This window comes from Kineosporia rhizophila (genome assembly GCF_021277265.1).
Classification (GTDB): Bacteria; Actinomycetota; Actinomycetes; order Actinomycetales; family Kineosporiaceae; genus Kineosporia; species Kineosporia rhizophila.
The window spans coordinates 16385-29477 of the sequence record NZ_JAJSOH010000033.1 but is presented as its reverse complement, the minus strand read 5'-3'; the positions used below and the strand labels follow the sequence as shown (position 1 = coordinate 29477).

The 13093-nt window shown below is 70.7% G+C and carries 15 protein-coding genes; 5 read left to right on the top strand and 10 right to left on the bottom strand.

Translation table 11 applies throughout. The features are described 5' to 3' along the window. Positions 1–77 precede the first annotated feature (77 nt). The 5 genes from LWF15_RS30960 to LWF15_RS30940 all read right to left on the bottom strand — a co-directional run bounded on the left by LWF15_RS30960 (position 78) and on the right by LWF15_RS30940 (position 3953). Entirely contained in the window at positions 78–635 is a 558-nt protein-coding gene (locus tag LWF15_RS30960; RefSeq protein ID WP_232814523.1) for a hypothetical protein, read from the bottom strand. Then, positions 635–1813: a glycosyltransferase family 4 protein gene (locus LWF15_RS30955; protein ID WP_408624370.1), complete on the bottom strand. Its 1179-nt coding sequence runs from the start codon at positions 1811–1813 to the stop codon at positions 635–637. The genes LWF15_RS30960 and LWF15_RS30955 overlap by 1 nt, the downstream gene beginning before the upstream one ends. After that, a complete protein-coding gene (locus tag LWF15_RS30950) occupies positions 1810–2733 on the bottom strand; it encodes a phosphatidylinositol mannoside acyltransferase (protein ID WP_232814521.1) in 924 nt (307 codons plus the stop codon). The genes LWF15_RS30955 and LWF15_RS30950 overlap by 4 nt, the downstream gene beginning before the upstream one ends. Before the next feature lie 2 nt (positions 2734–2735). Beyond that, positions 2736–3368 (bottom strand): phosphatidylinositol phosphate synthase, encoded by a 633-nt coding sequence (pgsA, locus tag LWF15_RS30945; protein WP_232814520.1) that lies wholly within the window; start codon positions 3366–3368, stop codon positions 2736–2738. Positions 3369–3434: 66 nt separating this feature from the next. After that, positions 3435–3953 carry an HIT family protein gene (locus LWF15_RS30940; protein WP_269811145.1) on the bottom strand — a complete coding sequence of 173 codons (519 nt, stop codon included), beginning with the start codon at positions 3951–3953 and terminating at the stop codon, positions 3435–3437. 73 nt (positions 3954–4026) lie between these two features. Here LWF15_RS30940 and LWF15_RS30935 point away from each other — a divergent pair, with 73 nt between their 5' ends. Both LWF15_RS30935 and LWF15_RS30930 read left to right on the top strand, forming a co-directional pair. Beyond that, complete coding sequence (locus LWF15_RS30935) at positions 4027–4572, top strand: hypothetical protein (protein ID WP_232814518.1); 546 nt, start codon at positions 4027–4029, stop codon at positions 4570–4572. Continuing rightward, positions 4569–5429, top strand: a complete 861-nt coding sequence (locus LWF15_RS30930) for a hypothetical protein (RefSeq protein WP_232814517.1) — start codon at positions 4569–4571, stop codon at positions 5427–5429. The genes LWF15_RS30935 and LWF15_RS30930 overlap by 4 nt, the downstream gene beginning before the upstream one ends. Here LWF15_RS30930 and LWF15_RS30925 read toward each other — a convergent pair. The 4 genes from LWF15_RS30925 to LWF15_RS30910 form a co-directional block, all read right to left on the bottom strand. Next, positions 5419–5700 carry a hypothetical protein gene (locus tag LWF15_RS30925; RefSeq protein WP_232814516.1) on the bottom strand — a complete coding sequence of 94 codons (282 nt, stop codon included), beginning with the start codon at positions 5698–5700 and terminating at the stop codon, positions 5419–5421. The genes LWF15_RS30930 and LWF15_RS30925 overlap by 11 nt on opposite strands. A 122-nt stretch (positions 5701–5822) precedes the next feature. Then, complete coding sequence (locus tag LWF15_RS30920; protein ID WP_232814515.1) at positions 5823–6068, bottom strand: hypothetical protein; 246 nt, start codon at positions 6066–6068, stop codon at positions 5823–5825. Between the two features lie 123 nt (positions 6069–6191). Then, on the bottom strand, positions 6192–6902 hold the full coding sequence (locus LWF15_RS30915) for a hypothetical protein (RefSeq protein WP_232814514.1): 711 nt from the start codon (positions 6900–6902) through the stop codon (positions 6192–6194). Between the two features lie 53 nt (positions 6903–6955). Beyond that, the gene (locus tag LWF15_RS30910; RefSeq protein ID WP_232814513.1) at positions 6956–7363 is read right to left on the bottom strand and encodes a thiol-disulfide oxidoreductase DCC family protein; all 408 of its coding nucleotides are present in this window, start codon (positions 7361–7363) and stop codon (positions 6956–6958) included. A gap of 18 nt (positions 7364–7381) precedes the next feature. On the opposite strand from LWF15_RS30910, the gene LWF15_RS30905 reads away from it, so the two are divergent. Both LWF15_RS30905 and LWF15_RS30900 read left to right on the top strand, forming a co-directional pair. Beyond that, a complete protein-coding gene (locus LWF15_RS30905) occupies positions 7382–7987 on the top strand; it encodes a hypothetical protein (protein WP_232814512.1) in 606 nt (201 codons plus the stop codon). Further along, on the top strand, positions 7984–8862 hold the full coding sequence (locus LWF15_RS30900; RefSeq protein WP_232814511.1) for a hypothetical protein: 879 nt from the start codon (positions 7984–7986) through the stop codon (positions 8860–8862). The genes LWF15_RS30905 and LWF15_RS30900 overlap by 4 nt, the downstream gene beginning before the upstream one ends. A 52-nt stretch (positions 8863–8914) precedes the next feature. Here LWF15_RS30900 and thrS read toward each other — a convergent pair whose 3' ends face one another. Beyond that, positions 8915–10894 (bottom strand): threonine--tRNA ligase, encoded by a 1980-nt coding sequence (thrS, locus tag LWF15_RS30895; protein ID WP_232814510.1) that lies wholly within the window; start codon positions 10892–10894, stop codon positions 8915–8917. Between the two features lie 185 nt (positions 10895–11079). On the opposite strand from thrS, the gene LWF15_RS30890 reads away from it, so the two are divergent. Then, a complete protein-coding gene (locus LWF15_RS30890) occupies positions 11080–13092 on the top strand; it encodes a sensor domain-containing diguanylate cyclase (protein ID WP_232814509.1) in 2013 nt (670 codons plus the stop codon). The last annotated feature ends 1 nt before the right edge of the window (position 13093 follow it).

Below are 13093 nucleotides of genomic sequence, written 5' to 3'. Positions count from 1 at the left end.
GGCCGGGCGACAGGTTAGGCCGCCCTCCGGCTTTCCTCTCGGGCCAATCGCACCGCACTGGACTGCCCCGGAAGACCTCAGGCCAGGCCGTCGGGCGAGGAGTCGTCGATCTCCACCATCTGCGGCATCTGCGCCGTCCCGGCCAGCTTCGCCCAGCGCACCACGCGTTTGCGCCGCATCCGCTGGGCGTGCGAGACCGCGTCGTTGTGGAACCGGCGGGCCATCCGCACCCGTTCCCCGGCCAGGACCAGCTCGTCCAGGAGTTCGCCGGTGGCCGGGTCGGCCCGCAGCCGATTCACCCGATCGGCGTCTGGGAACGCCTGATGCAGTGCGCGGGCCAGCAGGTTCTCCCCCGCCTCGGACACCGGAGCATCCGGCGCGCGGACCATCCGGGAAGCCGCCAGCCGCAACCGTTCGCCCTCAGGCGGTCCAAGCGCCCGCGACACCTCCAGTGCCACCGCCGCCCGCCGGGCCAGTCTCGTCTCCAGGGCGGCCCGCGACGTCTCGACCCGGTGGTGCAGCCGGTCCAGCCGCGCGGCCAGGTAGGACAGGTACCAGCCGACCACGAGCAGGACCAGGACACTCAGGAGGACGACGCCCCAGGCTCCGTCGAGCCAACCAACAGCGTTGGACATCAGCTGACCTTGGGGCGCCAGCGGGCGAGCAGTCCCGTCCGCGGGTCCTCCCCCACCCGGTCGGCGCCGATCGTCACCGTCTCGTACACGTCGAAGATCTGGGCAGCCACCCGGGGCCAGTCATACCTACGCACCGCGACCGAAGCGCGAGCCGCGCGTTCCCGGGCGCCCGCCCGATCGTCCAAAAGCGAAATGATCCCGGCGGCCAGCGCGGCCGGATCTCCCGTACGGATGAGCAGACCTAGGTCACCCTCTTCGAGCACCCGCCGGAACGCCCCCAGATCACTGGCGATCACCGGCGCCCCCGCGCTCATTGCCTCTACGAGCACGATGCCGAAACTCTCGCCCCCGATGTGCGGGGCGACGTACGCATCGACCGAGCGCAGCAACGACGCCTTGGCCTCGTCGTCGAGAGCGCCGAGGAACTCGATCGATTCCCGGGCCGCCGGCTGATCGGCGAGCACCTGCAGCGCCTCTTCCGCCTCCCCGCGCCCCAGAACGAGCAAACGCGCTCCTGGATAAGAACTAAGGACGGTCGGCAGGGCAGCAGTGAGGATCTGCAGCCCCTTACGGGGTTCGTCCAGGCGTCCGAGAAAAGCCAACGTGGGACGCTTTTCGCTCCCCTGCCACTCGGGGCGGGGTTGGGCGGTTGCGAACCGGTCGACGAACACCCCGTTCGGGATCACCACCGCGTCGCCACCGACGTGGTCGACGACCGTGCGCCGCGCATCTTCGGAGACCGCGATCCGGGCCGACAGCTTCTCGAACCCCGGGCGCAGCAGCGGATAGGCCGCCTGCATCGCCCGCGAGCGCGGGTTGGAGGTGTGGAAGGTGGCCACGATCGGCCCGGTGGCGGCCCACATCGCCAGCATCGACAGGGACGGGCTGGACGGCTCGTGCACGTGCAGCACGTCGAAGTCGTTCTCCGCCAGCCAGCGCTTCACCCGCGCCGAGGCCACCGGGCCGAAGCTGATCCGGGCCACCGACCCGTTGTAGGGCAACGGGACCGCGCGCCCGGCGGAGGCGATGTACGACGGGAGCGGGGTCTCGTCGTCGGAGGGGGCCAGCACGCTGACGTGGTGCCCCTGGCCGAGAAGGTGCTCGGCCACGTCGCGGATGTGGAACTGGACGCCGCCGGGCACGTGGAAGGAGTACGGCGAGACCATGCCGATCCTCACGGCGCACGCCGGTTCGGGTCGCGGTCGGGATCCAGGTCGGCGTCGAACACCACCTGCATCATGTGCCAGTCCTCCGGGTGCTGCCGCAGCCCTTCCGACAGGGCATCGGCGCAGCTCTGGGTCATGGCGGCGATCTTCTCGGCCTTGGTCCCGGTGGCCGGGACCGGCACCGGCTCGTGCAGCTGCAGCACCAGGCCGTGTCCGCCGCCCGGCAGTTGCTCGTAGTAGGTGTTCACCGGCATCAGCGGGGCCTTGGCGGCCAGCGCGATCGCGGCCGGGCCGGGCGCCATCCGCGAGGCCTCGCCCAGGAAGGTGACCGGCACCCCGTTGCCGCTCAGGTCACGGTCGGCCAGCAGCGGCACGAACGCCCCGGCGTGCACCTTGCGCACCAGCTGCGCGGCCAGGCCGGGCTCGCCGAGCGGGAAGATCTCGATGCCGATGCTCCGGCGGTAGTTGAGGAACTCCTGGTAGACCGCCTCGGGCTTGAGCCGTTCGGCAACCGTGGTGACCTGGCGCAGGTGCACCCCGGCCCAGGCCCCGGCGTGGTCCCAGTTGCCCTGGTGGGCCAGGGCGGCGACCACCCCGCGGTCGCCCTCGAACACCCGGGCCAGCCGTTCCGGGTCGTCGACCCGGCAGGTCCGGGCCAGCCGGTCGCCGTCCCAGCCGGGCAGCAGGAAGGCGTCGCACCAGTAACGCATGTACGAGCGCATCCCCCGCCGGGTGAGCCGGCGCAGCTCGGCCGGCCCGGCGTCGGGCACGGCCCGGGCGAGATTGGTGGCGAGCCGCTGCACGGCGGCGCCGTTCCGCCACCAGACGAAGTCGGCGATCAGCTGGAACAGCGTGTAGGCCAGGCGTTCGGGCAGCAGCCGCACCACCCGCCAGGCGTACAGGTAGGCACCGGCGATCAGCCGTTCCCACATGGTCAGACCGCTTCGGTGCCGGCGACCTCGCGGGCCAGGGCCTGGCGCCGCACCATCATGATCCGCTGGAAGATGGTGATCGTGCTGCCCACCACCAGCAGGATCAGCACGCCCATGAGCAGGTAGTGAGTGACCCCGATGCCGACGAACCCGGCGGCGACCAGGGTGAACACCAGCCGCTCGGAACGTTCGGCGACGCCCACGTTGGCCTGCATGCCCAGCCCCTCGGCGCGGGCCCGGGCGTAGGACACCAGGAAGCCGAGCACCAGACAGGCCAGCGACAGAACCATCATGACGTCGTTGTCCTTCGGGCCGGCGTAGCAGAGCACCAGACCGCCGAACACCGCCGCGTCGCCGAAGCGGTCGAGCGTGGAGTCGAGGTAGGCGCCCCAGACCGAGGAGCGGCCGGACATCCGGGCCATCGTGCCGTCGATCAGGTCCGAGAACACGAAGGCCGTCACGACCATCACGCCCCAGAACAGCTCGCCACGGGGGAAGAAGGCCAGGGCGCCGAAGCACACGCCGACGGTGCCGACCAGGGTGACCACGTCGGGGCTGACGCCCCAGCTCAGCAGCAGCCGGGCGACGGGCGTGAAGATGCGGGTGAAGAGAGCCTTCGCGAATCGGTTGAGCATGGTGAGATCACTCTACCGACGCCGGAGAGGCCCAGATGTCGCTCAGGAGTCTCGAACGGTAACGGTTCAGGCGAACCAGGCGTCGGCCAGCTTCCGGCGGGTGTCGGCCAGCAGTTCGGGCAGGGCCTTGGTGCGGGCGATCACCGGCAGGAAGTTGGCGTCGCCGCCCCAGCGCGGCACCACGTGCTGGTGCAGGTGGGCGGCGATCCCGGCGCCGGCCACGGCCCCCTGGTTCATGCCCAGGTTGAATCCGTGCGGGGCGGAGACCGCGCGGATCACCGTCATCGCGCGCTGGGTCATGGTGGCGACCTCGACGGTCTCCGCCTCGGTGAGGTCGGTGTAGTCGGCCACGTGCCGGTAGGGGCAGACCAGGACGTGACCGGGGTTGTACGGGAACAGGTTGAGCACGGCGAAGGCGTGCTCGCCGCGGGCCACGACCAGACTCTCCTCGTCGGAGACCTGCGGGGCGCGGCAGAACGGGCAGTCCTCCCCCGGCGCCGACGTCTTCGGCTTCTCCTCACCGCTGATGTAGACCATGCGGTGCGGCGTCCAGAGCCGCTCGAACCCGTCCGGCTCGCCGCCCATCGTGTCCGAGACCTCGTACCCGTTGCTCACCTGCCGGAGTCTAGGGCTTCGGCCCGCTGGCTACTCTTACCCGGTGAACGGGCCGAGAACGACGCAACCCACGCCTGGTCCCGAGCCCGAGGTGATCCGGCTCGGCCGGCCGGCCAAGGCCCTGCTGGCGACCACCCTGGCCGTGGTCAGCGCGCTCTTCCTGGGCGGCACCTTCGTCGGCACCGACGCCTGGTGGCCCTTCGCCCCGTGGAAGATGTACTCCACCTCCACCGCCCCCTCCGGTCCGGTCGGCTCCACCCGCATCGAGATCCAGGAGAACGGCTCCGGCCCGTGGCAGCCGGCCTCCCTGCACCCCGACACCGTGGGCCTGAACCGGGCCGAGGTGGAGGGCCGGATGCCGCTGATCCAGCAGGACCCCTCGGTCCTGGGCACCCTGCTCGAGAGCCACGCCGAACTGCAGCCGGACGCCCCGCGCTGGACGGCGATCCGGATCGTGCGCAGCGACGTGCTGCTGGAGAACGGCCGGCGCACCGGTGAGACCCGCGACACCACCCTGGCGGTCTGGCCCGAATCGGCCCGCACGGCCGAGGACGACGCGCCCCGCATCATCACCGGGGACGCGCAGTGAACCGGCTGAGCGCGTGGCTGTTCACCCCGGTCCCGCTGGCCCGGGTGGCCCTGTTCCGCCGCTTCGTCTACGCGTTCGTCATCGTCGACGTGCTGCTCCTGCACACCTCCGGCTTCCGGCACGGCTGGGCCGACCCGGTCTGGTACCAGCCGCTGATCATGGGCGAGTGGCTGAACATCCCGGCCGCGGACGTGGCCCAGGTGATGATCCTGAAGTGGGGCACGGTGGCCGCCGCCGCCCTCGCCCTGACCGGCCGGTTCCCCCGGCTCACCGGGCTGCTCGTGGCGGTGGGCTGGATCTGGTACCAGTACGTGGCCTTCGCCTACGGCAAGGTCGACCACGACCGCGGCGACTTCGTGGTCGCCCTGGCCGTGCTGCCGCTGATCGGGCTGGCCGCCGCCACCGACCACCGGCGCAGCGAGAGCGCCGGCTTCGCGTTCCGGGCGATGCAGCTCGCGGCCATCGCCACCTACTTCCTGTCGGCCTGGGCGAAGGTCCGCTTCGGCGGCTGGGACTGGGTGAACTCGGCCACGATCACCCGGGCGGTGATCCGGCGCGGCACCTTCCTGGGCGACTGGCTGCTGCACATCCCGTGGAGCCTGCACGCCTTCCAGTGGGTGCTGTTCAGCGCCGAGATGCTGTCCCCGGTGATCTTCTTCGTCGGGGAGAAGTGGCGGCGCCGGATGGTGGCGGCCTGGTTCGTCTTCCACGCGGCCACCTACTCGGTGATCACCATCGCGTTCTGGCCGCACCTGATCATGATGCTGGCCTTCCTCCCGCTGGAGGAGTACCGCGACCAGGTGATGTCCAGGTGGGCCCGGCGCAGAGGCCGGGCCCGCCTACGAGCTACCCCTTGAGCCCGAGCGACTCCAGCAGTGAGCGCACCTTGGTGGCGAACGCCTCGTCTCGGGCCATCGCGGTGGCCACGGCGTGCTGCACCCGGTCGCGGGCCCACCCGGAGGGGCCCTCCGGCGTGTGCGCCTCGGCGTCGAACTCCGCCATGTAACGACGGGTCCCCTTGGCGCCGGAGAGCTTCCCGGCGACCAGGTCGTGCAGCTCCTGAGCCGTGGGACCGGGTTTCGTGTCGGGCGACCCGAGCACACCGATGACAACGTCCGCACCCAGCACTGTGCCTCCTCGTTAAGGCGTTACCTGTTTCCCTATCGAGCGGCTCGGAGGCGGCTCGGGTCAAGGGCACAGGCGGCAAGTTCCGCCGAACGAGGGAATCGGTACAGCCGGAAAAGAGGCAGCTACAGCAGGTTGCGCAGCTTCTCGGCGAAGACCGGGTCACGGGCGATCGCGGTGGCCACGAGGTGCTGCACCCGGTCGCGGGTCCAGCCGGACGGTCCCCGCGGGGTCCGCACCTCGGCCTCGAAGTCGGCCAGGTACTTCGAGCCCGCGAGCTTCCCGGCTACCAGGTCGTGCAACGCGTCGAGCTGCTGGTCCCGCCCGGGCCCCCAGTTACGCAGTCTGGCGACGACAACATCCGCACCCATCGTTGGGCCTCCCGTTCGGCTGAAAGACGGTCCAGGAGCTAGAACCGCCGATCGATCTCCCTATTCAGGTGGGGAGTGACGTACGTCGCAAGGCCGACACACGTGCGGTGCGCCGAGCGGTCGCTAAGCGCGGACCTGGTGCACCCCGCCGGTGGCCCGGCCCAGCCGGCCCAGGGCCCGGCCGAGCCCTCGCCGCTCGCGCGTGTGCCGCCCGGTCGAGGGGGCCGGGGTCGGCTCGGCCCGCACGATGGACAGGCTGCTGACCTCGTCGGCCCCGGAAATGAGCCAGGGCCCGAGGCGGTTCAGGACGTCCTTCACCCGGACCTCCCACGACCCCTCCAGGGTGCCGCTGACGTCGAGCGGGCTCAGGCCGTCCACCAGCTCCCGGGCGAGCTGCCCCCGGTCGGCGGCCAGCAGATCGGCGACCCGCACGGCCGGAGTCAGGATGTAGGCCAGCCGCTCCCCCGTGCGCGGCTCCTGCCCGTAGAGCACCAGCAGCCCGCCCGGCATGCCCTCACCGCCGATGCGCACCACGGCCAGGTCGAAGCGGCTGGTCCCCTCCCGCAGGCTCTTGCCCACGGCCCGCACGGCCGCCACCGCCCGCTCGCGCCGGGCCTGGTCGTGCGGCTGCTCGGCCAGGGCACTCACCGCCCAGCGCGCGGGCGCGGCGGTGACCAGGCGCTCCAGGTCGATGGCCACGTCCAGCCGGAACGTGAGATCACTGCTGCGGACCTGGAACTCGTCGACCTGGACATCGCGTACCCGCGTCTCACCGTCAACCCCGAGCACAGCGTCCTCCTGACCGTAGGTGATCTCCTGGTCACCATGAGGCACTCAGTGCCCCGGAGGGGTCAAGGACGATGCAGCGTCACTGCCATAGGCAGCGATCAGGCCTTCGGAGGGCCCGCCGGGGGCATTGCGCAGGCCGGCGTACCCCCGGGCAGACGGTGCCGGTTCCGGGCCACCCAGCGGTAGATCACCCCGGCCAGCTGACGCACGCCGGGCAGCTCGATCACGTAACCGGCCGGGCGGGCCCACGGCCGAGAAGCCTTGAGCAGCCGGGCCACCGCCAGCTCGGCGGCGTAGACGTTGCCCTCGGCGTCGACGTACTGCAGCGCCTCGACGCACGCCTCGACGCTCAGCCCGTAGGCGGCCAGGTCGAGCCGTTGCCACGGTTCCACCGCCGCCGGAGGCTTCAGGTAGCCGGTGACCACCCCGGCCAGCTTGGTGCAGATTCCGCAGTCGCCGTCGAAGACCAGCACGGGACGGGGAGACGGGAGATCGGGCTGCGGCATAGGCCCTAGATTACTGGCGTGCCCAGTACAGCCGAACAGCCGCCGGTGAAACGGCTCTCCACCCGTAGCCGAGCCTGGCGGGCCGTGGCCCTCACCGTGGGCACACTGCTGATCGCCAACGGTTCGGTGTTCGGCAACGACGTACACTGGCCGTTCGCGCCTATGAGCCAGTTCGCCTTCCGGGTGGGCACGAACGACGCGATCCGCGCCACCTTCCTGGCCGCCGTCGACTCCGAGGGCATGTTGCAGCGGGTGGCGCTGAGCACCAACAACATCGGTATCGCCCGGGCCGAGGTGGAAGGACAGCAGACCCGGTTCGTGCGCGAGCCGGAGTTGCTGTCCACCCTGGCCGCCAACTACGCCGAGCGGCACCCGGACGCTCCGGAACTGACCCAGCTCTGGCTTTGCCAGGAGGTCACCGAGCTGCGTAACGGCCGCGACGTGGGCACCAGCCAGGAGACCATCGTCGGCTGGCCGGCCAACACCCTGGTACCGGAGTCACTGCCGCCGTCGGGTGCCCCGGCCGACGCGGCGAAGGTCCCGGTCGATCTGCGGGCCCCCGAGAACAGCCAGGAGAACACCGGCGAGAACACCGGTGAGAGTGGTCAGGAAGGCCGCAAATGAGTACGCAGACGGCCGTCACCGAGGCCCCCGCCCGCGAATCCGCCCTGCGCAGATGGGTCTTCGAGCCACTCCCCCTGGCCCGGGTGGCCGTGCTGCGGGTGTTCGTGTACCTGTTCGTGGTCTACGACATGTTCTTCGTGGTCGCCGACCCGCCCGCGCTCTCCCGCAACTCGGACCTGCTCTACCGGCCGATCGACCTGCGCGAGATCCTGCACCTGCCCACCCCGTTCCCCGGATACGTCTACACGTTGCGGGTTCTGGTGATCCTGGGCTGCCTGCTGATGGTCCTCAGCGCGTTCCGCCGGATCCCCGCCTGGCTGACGCTCACGGCCGGGCTGCTGGTGGCGGCGGCGTTCACCGACTGGGTCTCGGTGGGGATGTCCTACAGCAAGATCGACCACGACCACTTCCCGCTGATCGCCGCGCTCTGGCTGCTGCCCACCGTGGGCGCGGCTCGGGCGAACGACCGCCGGACCCGCTCCGAGGCGGCCGGCTGGGCCCTGCTGGCGATCCAGATCGCCTGCGTGGCCACGTACTTCCTGTCCACCGTGGCGAAGATCCGTTTCGGTGGCTGGGACTGGGTCACCGGATCCACCTTCGCCTGGGCGATGACCCGGCGCGGAACCGGTCTGGGCCGGGCGATGCTCGAGCCGCCGTGGATCCTGACCGCGTCACAGTTCCTGATCTTCGCCGTGGAACTGCTCTCCCCGCTGCTGCTGGTGGCCCGGGGCCGGCTGCGTTACCTGATGATCCTCGGCTTCATGCTCTTCCACCTGAGCACGTACCTGACCCTGAAGATCCACTTCCTGCCGCTGGTGGTCTGCCTCCTGGCCTTCCTGCCGCTGGAGAAGCTGGTCCGCAAAAGCAACCACTGACAAGACTGAGGACGTCCGCGGAGGCTCCGCGGACGTCCTCAGTTTGGTGGTTCTAGACCTGCGCGCGGGTGCGGATCGCCTCGGTGATCCGCTCGATCGCCGCCTCGACCGGCACGCCGTTGTCCTGCGAGCCGTCACGGAAGCGGAACGAGACCGCCCCCTTGGCCACGTCGTCGTCGCCCACGATCAGCATGAAGGGCACCTTCTGCTTGGTGTGGGTGCGGATCTTCTTGGGCATCCGGTCGTCCGAGTCGTCGACCTCCACCCGCACGCCGGCCGCGCGCAGCTTCGCCGCGACCTCGTTCAGGTAGGGCACGTGCTCGTCGGTGACCGGGATGCCGACCGCCTGGACCGGGGCCAGCCAGGGAGGGAAGGCGCCGGCGTAGTGCTCGACCAGGACCCCGAAGAACCGCTCGAGAGAACCGAACTTGGCCGAGTGGATCATCACCGGCTGCTGCCGGGTGCCGTCGGCGGCGGCGAACTCCAGACCGAAGCCCTTGGGCTGGTTGAAGTCGTACTGGATGGTGGACATCTGCCAGGTGCGGCCGATCGCGTCCTTGGCCTGCACCGAGATCTTCGGCCCGTAGAACGCGGCGCCGCCCGGGTCGGGCACCAGCTCGGCGCCGGACTCCTCGGCCACCTGGCGCAGCACCTCGGTGGCCTTGGCCCAGTCCTCGTCGGAGCCGACGAACTTGTCCTTCTTCGCCGGGTCGTCGGAGCGGGTGGACAGCTCGAGGTAGTAGTCGCTCAGGCCGAAGTCGCTGAGCAGACCGGTGACGAACTTGAGCAGGTGCCGGATCTCGTCGGGGGCCTGCTCGGGGGTGACGTAGCTGTGCGAGTCGTCCTGGGTCAGACCGCGCACGCGGGTGAGACCGTGCACCACGCCGGACTTCTCGTAGCGGTAGACCGAGCCGAACTCGAACAGGCGCAGCGGCAGCTCACGGTAGGACCGCCCGCGCGACCTGAAGATCAGGTTGTGCATCGGGCAGTTCATCGCCTTGAGGTAGTACTGGCTGTTCTCCAGGTCCATCGGCGGGAACATGGTGTCGGCGTAGTACGGCAGGTGCCCCGAGGTCTCGAACAGCTGGCCCTTGGAGATGTGCGGGGTGCCGACGTAGGAGAAGCCCTCCTCGATGTGCCGCTGCCGGACGTAGTCCTCCATCACTCGCTTGATCACGCCGCCCTTGGGGTGGAACACCACCAGGCCGGAGCCGATCTCGTCGGGGAAGCTGAACAGGTCCAGCTCGGTGCCGAGCTTGCGGTGGTCGCGGCGCTCGGCCTCGGCGAGGCGCTCCAGGTAGGCCTTCAGCTCGTCCTTGGTGGCCCAGGCGGTGCCGTAGATGCGCTGCAGCTGCGGGTTCTTCTCGCTGCCGCGCCAGTAGGCGGCGGCCGAGCGCATCAGCTGGAAGCCGTTGGCGATCAGCCGGGTGCTGGGCACGTGCGGCCCCCGGCACAGGTCCTTCCAGGCCACCTCGCCCTTGCGGTTGAGGTTGTCGTAGATGGTCAGCTCACCGGCGCCGACCTCGACGTCGGCGCCCTCGGCGTCGCTGTTGCCGCCCTTGAGACCGATCAGCTCGAGCTTGTACGGCTCATCGGCCAGCTCGGCCCGGGCCTCGTCGTCGGTGACCACGCGGCGGCGGAAGGTCTGGCCCTCCTTGATGATCCGCTGCATGGCCTTGTCGAGGGCCTTCAGGTCTTCCGGGGTGAACGGCTTCTCCACGTCGAAGTCGTAGTAGAAGCCGTCGCGGATCGGCGGCCCGATCCCGAGCTTGGCCTCCTTGAAGGTCTCCTGCACGGCCTGGGCCAGCACGTGGGCGGCGGAGTGGCGGAGCACGGCCAGGCCCTCCGGGTCGGCCGCGGTGACCGGCTCGACCTCGTCGCCGGCGGCCAGCTCGTGGGTGAGGTCGCGCAGCTCGCCGTTGACCCGGGCGACCAGCACGGCACGGTCGTCGGCGAACAGGTCCGCGGCCGTGGTTCCCGCGGCGACCTCCCGCGGTGAACCGGATACGGACACGGTGACCTGGGCTGACACGGTGACTCCTCGAAGACTCGTCGATGTGCTCGCAGAAAGAGCAGCGGACCCGATGCTACCGAGAGGCCGGGCCCCGCTGCCCCCGGGTTTCCGCCGTGTCCACTCCTGTCCACTCAGATCCACTCAGGTCCACTCAGGTCCGGTCTCTGCTCAGGGGGAGAGCCCGATCTGCCGATACCGAGCGCGTGGATGAACTGGTGGGGCAGCCGGGCAGCAGGGGGTCGCAGATCGAGGCCGCTCACCGGGAGCAGACCCGGGTCGAGGCGGTGCACGCGCTGGGCCTGCTCGAGGCGCCGGTCTCGGACGGGATCGGCAAGGTGGTCTCGCTGGCCGCCGAGCTGTGCGACAGCCCGAACGCCACGATCAACATCGTGGACGAGGAGTGGCTGCACTCGATCGCCTCGGTCGGCGAGCCGATGGGCCGGTTCCCCCGCGAGGACATCCCCTGCGACCTGGTGGTGCGCTCCGGCGAGGAACTGGTCGTGGAGGACGCCTCCCAGGTCCCGGACCTGGCCCGCAGCCCGATGATGGACGGCACCCTGGGCCGGATCGGGTTCTACGCCTCGGTGCCGCTGCGTACCGTGACCGGCCACGTGGTGGGCACCCTCTGCGCCTGGGACGAGCAGCCGCACCCGGTCGGCGACGGCCAGGTGAAGATGCTGCGGATCCTGGCCGACCACGCGATCGGCATCGTGCAGATGGGCGACGCGCTGGACCGGGCCCGGCACGCCACCGAGCGGCTGGCCCAGCAGTCGATGCACGCCAACGAGATCCTCGAGACCACGCCGGACCCGTTCTACTCCTGCGACGAGCAGGGCCGGATCACCTACTGGAACAGCGCGGCCGAGCAGACCTTCGGCTGGCCGCGGGACGAGGCGGTGGGCGCCGACCTGGTCGAGCTGCTGGTGCCGCCGCCGGACCGGGCGATGATCACCAGCCGGCTCTCGCAGGGTCCGGCCGACGACGCCGCGGGCCTCGCGAAGGTCGAACGGGGGTCGCTGGTCTGCAAGGACGGCACCCAGAAGCTGGTCGACTACCAGATCTGGGCGTCCCGCCACGTACCCGGCCGGCACGTCTTCGCCCGCGACGTGACCCGCCACGAGACGGCCGAGAAGGCCCGCCGGTCGGCCGAGGAGCTGTTCGCGGCGGCCTTCCACCACGCTTCCGACGGCATCGCGGTGCTCGCCGTCTCCGGGCCCGAGGCCGGACGCATCGTGCGGGTGAACCCCGCCGCCAAGACCCTCACCGGGCGGTCCGAACTGGTCGGGCTCACGCTGGCCGACGTGCTCGGGGGGCCCGGAGCCACTCCGCAGTCCACCCCCAACCGCCGGCAGCTGACCGACGCCCCGGCCCACCCGGGGGATCCCGCCCAGCAGGCGCGGCACCAGTCCCTGATCCAGGACATCGCCCTGCTGGTCTCCGAACCAGCGGGCACCTTCGCCAACGACACGCTGGAGCACACCACCCGGATGCCGGTGGGCACCGGGCACATCTTCATCCACCTCGTGGTCACCCTGACCCGGGACGACCAGGACCGCCCGGAGCACATCCTGGTGCAGATGCGCGACGTGACCGCCCGGCAGGCCCACGAGCAGTGGCGGGTGCGCCAGACCCAGACCGACTCGCTCACCGGGCTGGGCAACCGGCTGGCCATGAAGGAGCAGCTGACCGAGGAGATCGGGGCGCTGCGGGCGCCCGGCTCCGGCCTGGGCGTGCTGATGATCGACCTGGACAACTTCCGGGCCGTCAACGAGCGGCTCGGCCGCCCGGCCGGCGACGACCTGCTCTGCCGGATGGCCACCGCTCTGGTCGGCGCGGTCCCGCTGGACGCGTACGCGGCCCGGGTCGGCGGTGACGAGTTCGTGGTGCTGGCCCCCAGCCCCTCGCTGGAGGCGGTGCAGGAACTGGCCGGGCAGGTCTCCGGGGCGCTGACCGAGACGGCGTCCTACTTCGGCGACCGCCTGCAGGTGGAGGTCGGGGCCAGCATCGGGCTGGCGTTCACGCAGAGCCCGGACAGCGATCCGGAGGACCTGCTGATGCGCGCCGACCAGGCGATGTACGAGAACAAGCGGATGCGGCGCTTCGCCGGGCCCAGGGACAAGGGCGAGCCGGCTCCCCTCTACGCAGTGCCCGCTCCGCGTGACACCGAGCCGATCGTCTATCCCCCGCCGACCCCGGCACCCCGTCACATACCCTGAC

What these genes read in the sequence shown, in the direction of transcription:
- LWF15_RS30950 (WP_232814521.1), bottom strand. Translation starts at nt 2,733, where the DNA reads ATGTGGGAACGGCTGATCGCCGGTGCCTACCTGTACGCCTGGCGGGTG.
- pgsA (WP_232814520.1), bottom strand. Translation starts at nt 3,368, where the DNA reads ATGCTCAACCGATTCGCGAAGGCTCTCTTCACCCGCATCTTCACGCCC.
- LWF15_RS30940 (WP_269811145.1), bottom strand. Translation starts at nt 3,953, where the DNA reads ATGGGCGGCGAGCCGGACGGGTTCGAGCGGCTCTGGACGCCGCACCGC.
- LWF15_RS30920 (WP_232814515.1), bottom strand. Translation starts at nt 6,068, where the DNA reads ATGGGTGCGGATGTTGTCGTCGCCAGACTGCGTAACTGGGGGCCCGGG.
- LWF15_RS30960 (WP_232814523.1), bottom strand. Translation starts at nt 635, where the DNA reads ATGTCCAACGCTGTTGGTTGGCTCGACGGAGCCTGGGGCGTCGTCCTC.
- LWF15_RS30900 (WP_232814511.1), top strand. Translation starts at nt 7,984, where the DNA reads ATGAGTACGCAGACGGCCGTCACCGAGGCCCCCGCCCGCGAATCCGCC.
- LWF15_RS30910 (WP_232814513.1), bottom strand. Translation starts at nt 7,363, where the DNA reads ATGCCGCAGCCCGATCTCCCGTCTCCCCGTCCCGTGCTGGTCTTCGAC.